Raw genomic sequence first — 12,749 nt, 5'->3', positions numbered from 1 at the left:
CAGGATACCCGGATGGTTGCGGCCAGTCCGGCTTTGGGCGCTGAGAGGAGACTTCATCATGCCCCGACGCAAAGCCCGCCACCGCAACACGTTCCGCGTGAAATTCCAGCGCACCTATAACTTGCAGAGTTTTCGCACCGTGGTGAAATATTTGCGGCGCATCACAAAGAACTATCCCTATCTGCACGCGGACGTCGACACGTTCGAGGAAGACCCGCTCAACAATCTCTACACGCCGCTAAGTGTCATGCAGTCTCTGCATCCGGATCTTCTGGCCGAGGCGTATGCAGAAGACATGCGTAGGCTGGAGGCGATGGCGGAGGAACTCAGGGCGAAGATGACCGACGAAGAAAAAGATAGAATGCACCAGAGCCTCCATGACGCGCATGAGCCTCTGAATAGCCAGACACAAGATGACTGGCCTCAGGCCCCTGAACCCAGTCCAGAAAATTCCGGCGAAGCACCCCCTCGCCCCCGCGTCCTTTACCTGTAATCACCAGCACGCAGCGCGCGCCTTCGGCCCGACTGCGTTTCAGGAATGTGTGCAGCATCGCTTCGGCTGAAGCCTGAGTATGGCCGTGCAGGTCAATCTTGCCTGCCAGCTCCAGTCGGCCGCGGCGTACGCGCTTTTCACCCTTCCGGTCAGCCGCCCGGGCGGACTGCTTGGGCGTTTCGGTCGCCCGGCCGGCTGCAGCAATCAGGCCGCTGGCGGATGATTTGCGCGGTCGGTTCGGGGATACCGGCTCACCCGCCTCCAGCGCACGCTCAAAATCTTCCAGACTGTCCTGCGCCGGCCCGATCGGCTTGATCGTTTTCGCCACACGCGCCCAGGCACGGGATTCTTCCGGGGTCAGGCCGCGTTTCGTCATGGCCGCTATCTAGGGCGACCCGGCCTGGAACCCAAGCGCCGCGATGTCAGTCTGCTCAAGCCGCTCGGCCACGCCTTTTGGCAGGAATACCCAAAGCCGCCCCGGCGCATTCATTGTGCCCGCGCGCTCGCCAGCCTCAACGCCAGTGCCAAAATAGAGGTCCCCGCGCACCGCGCCCTTGATCGCGCCGCCCGTATCCTGCGCGATCAACATACCGGCCCAGTCTCCGCCAAGTCCGGGCGCCGTGGTCTGCACATACATCGGCACACCCAGCGGGTGAATGTCGGTATCGACCGCCATCGAGGATAGCGGCGTCAGCGGAACACCCTGGGCCCCTTCCGGACCAAGGTTCGGGTCCCCTTCCGGCAGGGCACGGAAGAACACAAAGCGCGGGTTCTGGTTCATCGCCAGCCGCGTCTCGATTGGCCCGGCCCGGTCCATCCAGGCGCGGATGCCCTGCATGCTGGCTTCGCCCGGAGTGATCCGGCCCGTTTCCATCAGCCAGTTGGCGGTGGATTTGAACGGATGGCCATTATGCGCCGCATAGGCCGCGCGCACAGTGCGCCCGTCCGGGAATCTCAGCCGGCCAGATCCCTGAATCTGCAGGAAGAACACATCTGCGGGGTGCGCATAGGCAATGGCCGATACGCCATTGGTCGTGATGTCCGCGCGCGCCGGATAGGGCCGCGTCCCGCCATTGCGCAGGCGCTGTTTCGGGCTTGCGCCATTCGGCACCAGGTCTGTCGGCAAGGCTGGCACGGGCTCTGTAAACGGCGGCGTGGGCGTGTAGCGCGCTTCATACAGGGGCTCGAAATAGCCGGTGAAGCGGCTCTTGCCCGCCGGATCAATGATCTCGACCGGCGTGAAAAGGGATTCCAGGATCTGCCGGGCGCTTTCATCGTCCACGGCATCGTCCACCAGATTGCAGGCGGGCAGCCATTCAGCGACATATCCTGCCCACGGCGCAACACTGGCGAGATAATCACCGGCGGAACGGTCCTTCAGCTTGACGCAAGACCGCTTGAAGGCGCTGAGCGGCAATTCTATCGGGGCTGTCTCCCAATTCGGCAGCTCCCTGAAGCTGGCCGGGTGTTCAATGGCAGCAGGTGGCAGGGGCGCCTGTTCAACCGGACGGGTCGGTGCCGGTCGCGGTGCAGGGGCGGGTGGCGGCGCAGACTGGCACGCGGCCAGAACACACGCGCTGGCAAGCAGGAGGAAACGTCGAAGCATGACGCCGTTTATGGAATGGAATGACGGGCAGTGTCACGCCCCTGATAGGCGCTTTGTTGTGGGTGGAGACCTATTTGGCCTCTTCCACATCATCCAGGATCCAGTTCGGATCGTTTGCGGTCACATTCCGCATATAAGCCCAGAGCTCTTTGGCGGTGCGGGTGACTTCACCATCACCGAGTTCCGCCTCATAGCGCACCCAGATGCGGGCCATGTCACCATCCATTTCGGCGCTTTCGATCTCTGCGCGCCTGATACGCAGCAATTCGAAGGCGGAAGCGCCGGTGACGTCCCGTTCTGCGATCGCCTGATCCCACGCTTCATACACATCATCGTCCAGCAAAGGCCGCAACGTGTCGCGGTCGCCTTCCGCAAAGGCGGTCACGATCATCGAATAGGCTGCCTTGGCCCCCCGCATGAAGGTCGGGACGTTGAAACTGTTGTCGGCATTGTAAATGTCTTCGAGCCCACCTGCAGCGGGGCCGGTAAAGATCGGACGATCATTCTCCCTGCTGGACTGAGGCAGTTCATGCACGTTGCTATCCGCCGGACGCGGCTTGGCGCTAGGCTCAGTACGTTGCACAGGAGAATTGTCCTCACCCCGACCCAGCACCGTGTAGAGACGGAACAGGACAAACAGGGCAATGGCTGCAAGAATGACAACCTCGATCACAGGATCAAACATGTACGCGCAAAGACCTCCAACGCATTGAGTAGTAACATAGATAGAGCGAACCAACGCATCATGCCAGTGATACGTTGCGCGTTAACGGGCCGCATGCTAGGCGCGCGGCTTGAGTTTCAGGGAGTATAAGCATGACAGATGCCAGCGCACCGCAAAACCCTCAACCACAGGGCAACCCGCCTCAAGGGCCAGCCATGCGCGTCCTCGGTCAATACATCAAGGACCTGTCATTCGAAAATCCTGGCGTTGGCCCGGCCCAGTCCCAGCCAAACATTGATCTTGGAATTGATGTCGGCGCGACCCCTCACGCGGACGGAAACGGCCTCTACGAAGTGTCGTTGAAACTCTCTGCCAAGGCGACCGCTGAACAGTCTGTCCTGTTCATCTGCGAGCTTGATTATGCCGGTCTGTTCCAGATCCAGAATGCGCAGCAGGGCCAGATGGAGCCAATGCTGCTGATTGAATGCCCGCGTCTTCTCTTCCCGTTCGCGCGCCGCATCATCGCTGAAATCACGCGCGAAGGCGGCTTCCCGCCCCTGCTGATTGATCCGGTCGATTTTGTTCAACTGTACCAGTCGCAATACCAGCGCGCAGCAGCGGCCGGCGGAAATGCGCCTGCCGCTCCGGCCGCGCCGAACGGCGAAACTGGCCAGGCCTGAACCTGATCAGCTGACTTTTTTCCAGATTGCGTCTTCACCCAGGCTTTCAATGAAAGCTGCATGGGCGGCGCGTTCTTCATCCGTCACGAGCGACGGAAGGGGTTCTGGCCGCTGTCGCGCTGACCGCGTGCGTTGTGACCGATTGCTCTCTTCTTCGGATTCGAACGAGAAAGAATGGGCCCGGCCACCAAGCAGTTCGAGATAGACGGCCGCAAGCAGCTGACTATCCAGCAAAGCGCCGTGGAATGTCCGGCTTTCAAGTGAGATATCGAAGCGACGACACAAGGCATCCAGATTGGCAGGCGCGCCGGGGTACTTCTTTCGCGCCATCATGGCAGTATCGATCCAGCGATCTTCGGGAATCGGCGCCCGGCCGCATTTCTCCAGCTCCATGTTCAGGAAGTTCCGGTCAAACCCCGCATTATGGGCAACCAGAATGGCGTCGCCGACGAACTCGAGGAACGCATCAACAACGGCAGGGTCTTCAAAAAACGGCGCGTCCTTCAGATGATCATCCGTTATGCCAGTAATCCGGATTGTGTCTTCAGAGACGGATCTCTTGGGGTTGATAAAGGTCTGAAATGTCCGACCGGTAGGGATGTGGTTTATCATCTCCACTGCGCCGAGTTCGATCACCCGGTCTCCTTCCAGATGATGAAGGCCCGTGGTCTCGGTATCGAATGCAATCTCGCGGATGTCTTCGCTCATGAATTTGCCTCTTCAACCTTTCGCCCCATCAACGCGACAATCGCGCGGACGCAATCCGCAGCATACTCGAATCCATGCGCGGTAGAGATTACAAAGTCAGCCCTCGCCCGCTTTTCTGCATCCGGCATCTGCCGACCAAGGATGGAGGTGAAGGTGTCTTCATCCATGCCCGGACGCGAAAGAACCCGTTCGCGCTGGACTTCAGCAGGCGCAGTAACCACCGCAACATAGTCGCAATAGGCATAGCCACCCGCTTCATAAAGCAAGGGAATGTCCAGGACCACGAAGGGTGCGCCCTCATCGCGGGCCTGGTCTCGAAAGTGCTTCTGGGCATCGCCGGCAAGTGGATGCACGATACCTTCCAGCCTTCGCATGGCGTCTGCATCATCCAGCACACGTTCCCGAAGGGCCATACGGTCAATCGCTCCGTCAACCGTTACCCCCGGAAAGGCGGCCTCGACTGGTTCTACTGCGGCGCCGCCCTTTGCATAAAGTGCGTGTACCGCGGCGTCCGCGTCATAAACCGGAACGCCTTCATCCCGGAACAATCCTGCGGTCGCAGATTTTCCCATGCCTATGGAGCCTGTCAGACCAAGGATGATCATTCGGTTGCCTCCACCAGCTTCCGGCACCGGGCTAATGAAGAGTCCATATCCGGCAGAATACCGAACCACATTTCAAAACTGAAAGCCGCCTGCGCAACCAGCATGCTCAACCCATCCAGCGTTTTCCAGCCCGAATCTTCCGCTTTGCCCAGCATCGCTTTTGCCGGCTTGCCGTAGGAAATATCATAGAAGGTCCGCATCTTTCCTTGGGGAAGATCAAGCGATTGCCCGGTCTGGCCCAGGCTGAGCGTGTTCACAACAACATCCGCCTTCGCCATTTCGGCGTCAGCATGATCAAGGCTTCTGATATCCGCCTCAATGTTCAAATGCTTTACCAGTTCTTCCGCACGGGACTCAGTCCGATTACAGATCGTCAGTGTGGCCCGCATATCAGACAGTGCCAGTGCCACCGCGCGCGCGGCGCCCCCTGCTCCGAGCAGACAGACATTCTGACCCGCAATTTCAATGGAGGCTCGATTGAGCGCTTCGGTAAATCCCGGCGCATCCGTATTCTCTGCCAGCCAGCCGCCCGTTTTCAAACGGATCAGGGTATTTGCCGCGCCAATTCGCCGGGCAACATCACTCGTTCCCTCAGCGAGCTCTATTGCATCTTCCTTGTGGGGAGAGGTGACATTCAAGCCAAGAGCCTTGCGATCCTCAAGCGTCTCAAGACCTTCAGCAAAGGCCCCCTTCGGAATGTGCATGGCTTCATAGCTTGCATCAATTCCGTGCTCGCGGATCCACGCATTGTGAATGACAGGTGACAGGGAATGACTGATCGGATCGCCGACAACACCATAAAGTTTCGTCATGACATCAACACTCCGCGTGTGCGCAGATAATCCAGCAATGGCAAAAGTGGCAGACCGAGAATGGTGAAATAATCTCCGTCTATCCGCGTAAACAATTGCGCGCCAAGCCCCTCAAGCTGATAGGCTCCGACAGTAGACAGCAAAGGATCACCAATCGTGTCGACATATGTGTCGATGAACTCATCGCTCAGCTTGCGGACTGTCAATTTCGGGCGCGCGAGATGACGCCAGACAGGCTTGCCATTCTCGCTGATGACAATCGCGGTTTCCAGAATATGCGACTTACCTGAAAGTTTCTTCAGATGATTGCGAGCATCATCCAAATCGACTGGCTTGTCGAAGGGCCCACCGTCCAATGACAGCATCTGGTCGCACCCGATGACAAGTCCTTGCTCCCGCATGGAGATTTTCACTGATTTGAGCTCGGCAAGCTGCATTGCCTGATCGCGAACTTTCATGTCGCTTGCCCGAAAGGAGGCCTTGGCGGCATCTTCATCGACATTCGGCTTGATCGTTTCAGCCTCTACGCCAGCCGCAGCCAGCACGGCACGGCGACTCTGGCTGCCAGAGGCCAGGACTATGCGATGGCTCATGATTGTGCGTTCCGCTCATTCAACAGGTTCAGAATGGCCGCAGCGGTTTCCTCAACAGACCGACGCGACACATCAATCGTTTTCCACCTGTTGCGTTGGAACAAACGGTTCGCCTGAGTCACTTCATCCCGCACGGCGGCTTCGTCCGCGTATATTGTGTGCTCATCTTCCTGAAGTGAGATTAGTCTTTGTCGCCTGATCTGCACAAGTCGCTCGGCACTGATTTTCAATCCTACGATCAAAGGTCCTCTCGGGCCGAGTTCTTCCACAAAGGCAGGAAGCGGCACGCCGGGCACCAGGGGAATATTGCCGGCTTTTACCTTGCGGTTTGCCAGGTAAACGCTGGTGGGCGTTTTCGACGTTCGACTGACGCCGAGCAAGATCACGTCGGCATTGCGAAGGCCATCGACATTCTGGCCATCATCGTGCGCCAGCGTGAAATTGATGGCTTCCATCCGATCGAAATAATCATCGTCCAGCGCATGCTGCCCTGCAACGACCCGGTTTGCGGAGACGCCCAGATGCCGGCCCAGCATGGCAACAGAGGCATCCAGAACCGGAAGTGTGGACACGCCGCGCTCTCGGCAGAAGGCTTCCAGCTTGGATCGGAGGTTTTCATCGGAGATCGTGTACCAGACGACTCCCGGCGCCGCTTCAATCTCTCGCATTACGCGCTCAAGCTGACGCTCGGATCGGACGAGATAATAATTGTGCTCCAGCGGTTGGACATTCTGGAACTGCGCGCAAGCAGCGCGCTGGATGGCATTCAACGTTTCCCCCGTACTGTCGGAAACCAAGTGGACATTGAAGTAGATGCTGAGGCGGGCGGGTGGCTTGTTCATGTCTTCTCTCTTGCCGAGGTTCGCGTAACACACAAGACCTGTGACTCCTCTGTGGATAACCAATCTTCCCCAAAAGGATTCACAATCGAGTCACAGGCCAGGAATTCGACTCCGCGAGAATCCCCTTTCGTTCGCTCCTGTGACTCCAGCGGGGGTGTTAACCTGCCGTTAACCACGGTGGCATCGACAGTTAACGAAACCTTACCGGGGTGCGACACCCTGTGACTCGCCTGTGGATTTAGCTGGACAATTCCTGTGTGTGGCCTTTCTCCACGAATTACACGGTCTAATAGTTATAAGCGCCCTGTCGGGCTTTGTTTTGATTTTGGGATGGAAGGGGCCTGAGGCATGAGCGCCAAGCCTAAGCTGATTCAGGTACTTGAGGGACAGACGGTCCCAACGCCTCCGGTATGGATGATGAGACAAGCGGGACGCCACCTTCCCGAATATCTCGAGTTGAGAGCGCGAGCGAAGAATTTCCTCGATTTCTGCTACACGCCGTCGATGGCGGCTGAAGCCACACTCCAGCCCATACGTCGATACGGTATGGACGGAGCCATCCTGTTCGCAGACATCCTGTTGATCCTTGATACAATGGGTCTCGGCGTGAAGTTCGAGAAAGGTATTGGCCCAATTGTTCAGCAGATCGAGTCAGCGAATGATCTGGACAAAGTGCCCCCCCAGCAAGCTGCTGACCGTTTGTCGCCAGTTTACGAAACAGTTTCGCGAGTGAAGAGCTCACTTCCGGATGGGACTGCGCTGATCGGGTTTGCCGGGTCTCCCTGGACCGTCGGGCTGTACGCGATCGAAGGCCGTGGCAAGACGGATAAATCCCTCGCTTGGCGCTGGGCGCACGGGAAGCCAGACGAACTTGCGGCTGTACTGGAGCGGATCAGTGAAGCGACGGCGCATTATTTGGCGGCTCAGGTAGAGGCTGGAGCGGATGCTCTCATGCTGTTCGACAGCTGGGCCGAAGGGCTTCCAGACAATATCTTCCAGGAAGTCATTATCGCGCCCACAAAAAAACTTGTCGCCCGTCTTCGTAAGATGGGCATTGATGTTCCGATCATCGGCTTTCCGCGCGGCGCCGCGGCGAAGCTCCCGGAATATGTGGAGACAACTGGCGTGACTGCGGTTGGTCTCGATACGGCAGCAGTGCCATCATTCGTGAACAATGCCTTGCCTGAAGGCTTTCCGGTTCAAGGACATCTTGACCCACTTTTGCTGATTGAAGGCGGTGAGAGACTCGACGCCCGCGTTCGGGAACTTATCTCTGCCTACGAAGGTCGGCCGCATATTTTCAATCTTGGTCATGGCATCCGGCCGGAGACACCTATCGCGCATGTAGAACGCGTGTTGGAAATTATTCGGGAGGGTTAGGTAAATGGGCCGCAAGATCGCGATTGTGCTGTTTAATCTGGGCGGACCGGATTCTGACAAGACGGTACGGCCATTCCTTAAAAACCTGTTCCGCGATCCGGCTATCATCGGAGCGCCCCTGCCCGTTCGATGGTTCCTTGCGCGACTCATTTCGACAACACGCGCACCGTCTGTCATCAAGAATTACGCGATGATGGACGCGGGCGGTGGATCCCCCCTTCTTCCTGAAACGGAGAAGCAGGCTGAAGCCCTGACGACATCTTTGCAGAAAGCTCTGCCAGATGATCAGGTTCGTTGCTTCATTGGCATGAGATACTGGCACCCTTTTACGGAAGAAGCCGCGGAGCAGGTGAAAGCCTGGGGTGCGGATGAAGTCATCCTTTTGCCCCTCTATCCGCAATTTTCGACGACGACGACTGGTTCATCGCTCACGGCCTGGAGCAGGGCATACAAGGGGCCCGCGAAGACGATTTGTTGCTATCCCTTCGCTGAAGGGCTTATTTCCGCGCATGTCGATCGCATCATGCAGGCCCATAAGGCTGCAGGAGAGCCTGACAATGTCCGGCTTCTCCTGTCCGCGCACGGTCTGCCCGAGAAGATTGTGAAGGATGGCGATCCATATCAGTGGCAGTGCGAGACAATGGGCGAGATGGTCGCCGCCCGTGTACCCGCCGATTGGGAAGTGGTTCCCTGCTACCAATCCCGCGTTGGGCCGCTCAAATGGATCGGGCCTCCCACAGAAGAAGAGATCGAAAAGGCCGCGAAAGATGGGAAGAACATCCTGATTGCGCCGATTGCGTTTGTATCTGAGCATATCGAAACACTGGTTGAACTTGGCGAAGAATACAGGCTCGTAGCCGAAGAGCATGGTGCAGCCAGTTACACGCGCGTTGAAGCCTTGGGCGTGCATGAAGAGTTCATTTCCATGCTGCGGGATGAAGTCTTGGCGTCTCTCAAAAGTGATCAGACGATACGGTCCTGTGCAAATTCTCGGTTGTGTCCCAGCGATTGGAAGAACTGCCCTCACAAGCAGCCGCATCCGAAAGTTGGTCAACGCGTCAACCCATCAAGCAAGGAACTCGCCTGATGGCTTATCTCTGGATAAAAGCTCTACACGTGATTTTCGTAATCGCGCTCATGGGCGGGCTATTGATCTACCCGCGCTACAAAATCCACCAGCTCTCAAGCCAGCCTGGAGAACCCTTGTTCGAGACGATGAAGGATGCATCCAACAAGCTGCGGAAGATTATTCTGAACCCGAGCCTGGTGCTCGTCTGGGTGTTTGGTATCACCATGTTGGTGATGAACCAGGGCCTGCTCAGTCAGCCGTGGATGCATGTAAAATTGCTGCTCGTCCTGATCCTATCCGGAATGCACGGCTATTATATCGGGATCGGCAAGAAGATAGATCGTGGTGTCACCACAGTTACTGCGAAACGGTTGCGCATGCTCAACGAAGTACCTTTCATCTTGATGATAGGTGTTGTCGTCATGGTGATTGTCCGCCCGTTCTAGGCCGGGATTCACCGCAACCCTTGACGTTTCGCGCCTTCTGGCTCCATATGCGCGGAAACCGCGGCGCTCTCCTTGCGCAGGCGAAGAACTCCCAAATGACAAAATCCGGCCTTCGAAATACCTGACGGCGGCCCCTTATCCGGAATTCACTCATGGCATCTTCCATGCTCGACGACATCACCAGCGTGAAACTCAGCGATCTCAAGGCGAAGTCGCCCGAGGAACTGCTTGCCTATGCAGAAGAGCTGGAAATCGAGAACGCTTCGTCCATGCGGACGCAGGACATGTTGTTCGCGATCCTCAAAGAGCTTGCCGACAGTGAAGTAGAAATCACGGGCCAGGGCGTGCTCGAAGTTCTGACAGATGGGTTCGGTTTCCTGCGCTCGCCGGAATCCAACTATCTGCCAGGACCTGACGATATTTATGTCAGCCCGGAAGTTCTGAAGAAGGGCAACATTCGCACCGGCGATACGGTGGAAGGCCCAATCGTCGCGCCGCAAGATAATGAGCGCTACTTCGCGCTGACCGATGTGTCCCGCATCAACTTCGAGGAACCGGACAAGGCCAACAAGAAGGTCCACTTCGACAACCTTACACCGCTCTATCCCGAAGAGCGCTTGCGCATGGAAAGCCAGGATCCGACCCGCAAGGATCGTTCCGGCCGCGTTATCGATATTGTTGCGCCAATTGGTAAGGGCCAGCGCGCTCTGATCGTTGCGCCGCCACGGACGGGTAAGACGGTGCTGCTGCAGAACATCGCGTCTGCCATCGAGGAAAATCATCCGGAATGCTATCTGATCGTTCTTCTGATCGATGAGCGCCCGGAAGAAGTCACCGACATGCGCCGCACCGTGAAGGGCGAAGTCGTTGCGTCAACATTCGACGAGCCGGCAACCCGCCACGTTCAGGTCGCTGAAATGGTGATCGAGAAAGCCAAGCGTCTCGTCGAGCACAAGCGGGATGTTGTCATCCTTCTGGATTCGATCACGCGTCTCGGCCGTGCCTACAACACAACAGTGCCTTCCTCTGGCAAAGTCTTGACCGGTGGTGTTGACGCAAACGCCCTGCAGCGTCCGAAGCGTTTCTTCGGCGCCGCGCGCAACGTCGAAAATGGCGGGTCGCTGACCATTGTCGCGACCGCACTGATCGATACCGGTAGTCGCATGGATGAAGTCATCTTCGAAGAATTCAAGGGTACGGGTAACTCTGAAGTCGTGCTTGACCGCAAGATTGCCGACAAACGTACCTTCCCTGCTATCGACATCATGAAGTCCGGTACGCGGAAAGAGGAATTGATCACTCCAGCTGACCAATTGTCGAAGATCTACATTCTTCGCCGCATCCTCGGGCCAATGGGCACGAACGATGCGATTGACTTCCTGCTCGACAAGCTGCGCCAGACGAAGAACAATTCCGAGTTCTTCGAAGCCATGAAAAACTAAGGGAGCGCTTGGCCCATGAGCGAGCGCGATACAATCTGCGCCCTCGCCTCGGGCCAGCCCCCCGCTGCGATCTGCATCATCCGTCTATCCGGAGACCGGATTTGGAAGATCGCAGGCGCCTTGTTGGATTGTGGCTTGCCCGAGCCTCGTCGCGCAACGTTGACCCGGTTTCGCGATGAAGACGGCAACATGATCGATGAAGGCCTGGTCGTTTTCATGCCGGGACCGCATTCATATACTGGTGAAGATACGCTCGAACTGTACCTTCATGGCGGTCCCGCAGTTATCTCCCATGCAATCAGTACACTGACAAGTGAACCCGGTGTTCGTCTGGCTGAACCCGGAGAGTTCACGCGCCGTGCATTCGAAGCTGGCAAACTTGATCTGACTGAAGCTGAAGGTGTTGCTGATATTATCGAGGCAGAGACCGACGCCCAGAAGGCTCAAGCTCTCCGACAATTGTCGGGTGGTTTGACCGAACAGTATGACCGCTGGCGTGCGGAACTTACCGGCATACTTGCATTGATTGAAGTTGTTGTTGATTTCCCTGATGAAGACGATGCGCCAGAAGAAACTACGGCGCCAGTGCTCCGCAAACTCAATAACTTGATTGGCGATATCGAAGCCGCACTCGGCGACCGGGGTATTGGCGAGAAGATCCGCGACGGTTTTCGTATCGCGATCATTGGGGCACCCAATGCAGGCAAATCCACGCTGCTCAATCGTCTAGCAGGTCGTGAGGCAGCTATCGTGACGTCGCGACCTGGCACCACGCGAGACGTGATTGAAATTCGTCGTGTCATGGGTGGCCAAGTGGTCTGGATTTCCGATACGGCTGGACTTCGGGAAACTGATGATGAGATCGAAGCCGAGGGCGTTCGCCGTGCGGAGCGGGTAGCATCAGAGGCTGATTTGCGCGTCTTCATGGTTGATGGGAGCGCGCCCGACCTGAGTGTCTTGTCCTCCCCTTACCGCCTGCCCACCGATATAGTTGTGGTAAACAAGGCCGACATCGATATGGCGGCAAACCTTCCTGCGTATGATTACAAGATCTCTGCTAAACAGGGCGAAGGCGTTCCGGCGCTGGAAACGGCTTTGTCTGAATTCATATCCGGTAAGGCTTCATCGGTCGAAGCGCCTGTGATTACACGAGCTCGTCATCGAGTGCGTCTGGTTGATGGCCTAGCCTGTCTGATAGCTGCGCGCGATGCACTTGAGCTGGGTACCGGTCCCGAATTGGCGGCTGAAGATGTTCGAATGGCGATCCGGCATCTGGGCGCTGTGGTTGGCGCAGTCGGCGTGGAGGATGTGCTGGGTGCCGTGTTCTCTGAATTCTGCATCGGCAAATGACCCCTAGGGTTTGGGGGCTCAAACCGCTATATAGCGGCTTTCTGAAACTCCGGATCTGA

The 12,749-nt window shown here is 57.2% G+C and carries 15 protein-coding genes; 6 read left to right on the top strand and 9 right to left on the bottom strand.

Annotated features, from left to right (window positions below; genetic code table 11):
- The 4 genes from HY36_RS18635 to HY36_RS05880 form a co-directional block, all read right to left on the bottom strand.
- Positions 1 to 187 (bottom strand): hypothetical protein (locus HY36_RS18635; protein ID WP_206741157.1); only part of this gene is annotated, 187 nt, incomplete at its 3' end.
- A gap of 139 nt (positions 188 to 326) precedes the next feature.
- On the bottom strand, positions 327 to 869 hold the full coding sequence (locus HY36_RS05890; RefSeq protein ID WP_035549763.1) for a Smr/MutS family protein: 543 nt from the start codon (positions 867 to 869) through the stop codon (positions 327 to 329).
- A 9-nt stretch (positions 870 to 878) separates the two neighbouring features.
- Positions 879 to 2,099 (bottom strand): murein transglycosylase A, encoded by a 1,221-nt coding sequence (locus HY36_RS05885; RefSeq protein WP_035549760.1) that lies wholly within the window; start codon positions 2,097 to 2,099, stop codon positions 879 to 881.
- Positions 2,100 to 2,169: 70 nt separating this feature from the next.
- The gene (locus tag HY36_RS05880) at positions 2,170 to 2,784 is read right to left on the bottom strand and encodes a Tim44/TimA family putative adaptor protein (protein ID WP_035549757.1); all 615 of its coding nucleotides are present in this window, start codon (positions 2,782 to 2,784) and stop codon (positions 2,170 to 2,172) included.
- A gap of 131 nt (positions 2,785 to 2,915) precedes the next feature.
- On the opposite strand from HY36_RS05880, the gene secB reads away from it, so the two are divergent.
- Positions 2,916 to 3,443: a protein-export chaperone SecB gene (gene secB / locus HY36_RS05875; RefSeq protein WP_035549755.1), complete on the top strand. Its 528-nt coding sequence runs from the start codon at positions 2,916 to 2,918 to the stop codon at positions 3,441 to 3,443.
- Positions 3,444 to 3,449: 6 nt separating this feature from the next.
- Here secB and dnaQ read toward each other — a convergent pair whose 3' ends face one another.
- From dnaQ to HY36_RS05850, 5 genes are read right to left on the bottom strand one after another with little or no spacing between them, the layout of a single operon-like run.
- Positions 3,450 to 4,151 carry a DNA polymerase III subunit epsilon gene (gene dnaQ, locus HY36_RS05870; protein WP_035549752.1) on the bottom strand — a complete coding sequence of 234 codons (702 nt, stop codon included), beginning with the start codon at positions 4,149 to 4,151 and terminating at the stop codon, positions 3,450 to 3,452.
- Entirely contained in the window at positions 4,148 to 4,756 is a 609-nt protein-coding gene (gene coaE / locus HY36_RS05865) for a dephospho-CoA kinase (RefSeq protein ID WP_035549749.1), read from the bottom strand. The genes dnaQ and coaE overlap by 4 nt, the downstream gene beginning before the upstream one ends.
- Positions 4,753 to 5,568 carry a shikimate dehydrogenase gene (gene aroE / locus HY36_RS05860; RefSeq protein ID WP_035549748.1) on the bottom strand — a complete coding sequence of 272 codons (816 nt, stop codon included), beginning with the start codon at positions 5,566 to 5,568 and terminating at the stop codon, positions 4,753 to 4,755. The genes coaE and aroE overlap by 4 nt, the downstream gene beginning before the upstream one ends.
- Positions 5,565 to 6,161 (bottom strand): Maf family protein, encoded by a 597-nt coding sequence (locus HY36_RS05855; protein ID WP_035549745.1) that lies wholly within the window; start codon positions 6,159 to 6,161, stop codon positions 5,565 to 5,567. The genes aroE and HY36_RS05855 overlap by 4 nt, the downstream gene beginning before the upstream one ends.
- Positions 6,158 to 7,003, bottom strand: coding sequence for a pyruvate, water dikinase regulatory protein (locus HY36_RS05850; protein ID WP_035549740.1), 846 nt, complete (start codon positions 7,001 to 7,003; stop codon positions 6,158 to 6,160). The genes HY36_RS05855 and HY36_RS05850 overlap by 4 nt, the downstream gene beginning before the upstream one ends.
- 348 nt (positions 7,004 to 7,351) lie before the next feature.
- Between HY36_RS05850 and hemE the strand changes: the two genes are divergently transcribed.
- From hemE to mnmE, 5 genes are all read left to right on the top strand, one after another.
- Entirely contained in the window at positions 7,352 to 8,383 is a 1,032-nt protein-coding gene (gene hemE, locus HY36_RS05845) for a uroporphyrinogen decarboxylase (protein WP_035549738.1), read from the top strand.
- A gap of 4 nt (positions 8,384 to 8,387) precedes the next feature.
- Positions 8,388 to 9,470: a ferrochelatase gene (gene hemH / locus HY36_RS05840; RefSeq protein WP_035549736.1), complete on the top strand. Its 1,083-nt coding sequence runs from the start codon at positions 8,388 to 8,390 to the stop codon at positions 9,468 to 9,470.
- Positions 9,470 to 9,898, top strand: a complete 429-nt coding sequence (locus tag HY36_RS05835) for a CopD family protein (RefSeq protein WP_035549734.1) — start codon at positions 9,470 to 9,472, stop codon at positions 9,896 to 9,898. Before hemH ends, HY36_RS05835 begins: the two co-directional genes overlap by 1 nt.
- A 152-nt stretch (positions 9,899 to 10,050) precedes the next feature.
- Complete coding sequence (gene rho / locus HY36_RS05830) at positions 10,051 to 11,340, top strand: transcription termination factor Rho (RefSeq protein WP_346773583.1); 1,290 nt, start codon at positions 10,051 to 10,053, stop codon at positions 11,338 to 11,340.
- A 15-nt stretch (positions 11,341 to 11,355) separates the two neighbouring features.
- A complete protein-coding gene (gene mnmE, locus HY36_RS05825) occupies positions 11,356 to 12,690 on the top strand; it encodes a tRNA uridine-5-carboxymethylaminomethyl(34) synthesis GTPase MnmE (protein WP_035549731.1) in 1,335 nt (444 codons plus the stop codon).
- Positions 12,691 to 12,749: the final 59 nt, after the last annotated feature.

The sequence above is a fragment of the Hyphomonas atlantica corrig. genome (assembly GCF_000682715.1).
GTDB lineage: Bacteria > Pseudomonadota > Alphaproteobacteria > Caulobacterales > Hyphomonadaceae > Hyphomonas > Hyphomonas atlantica.
This window is presented reverse-complemented; position numbering and strand designations above follow the sequence as displayed.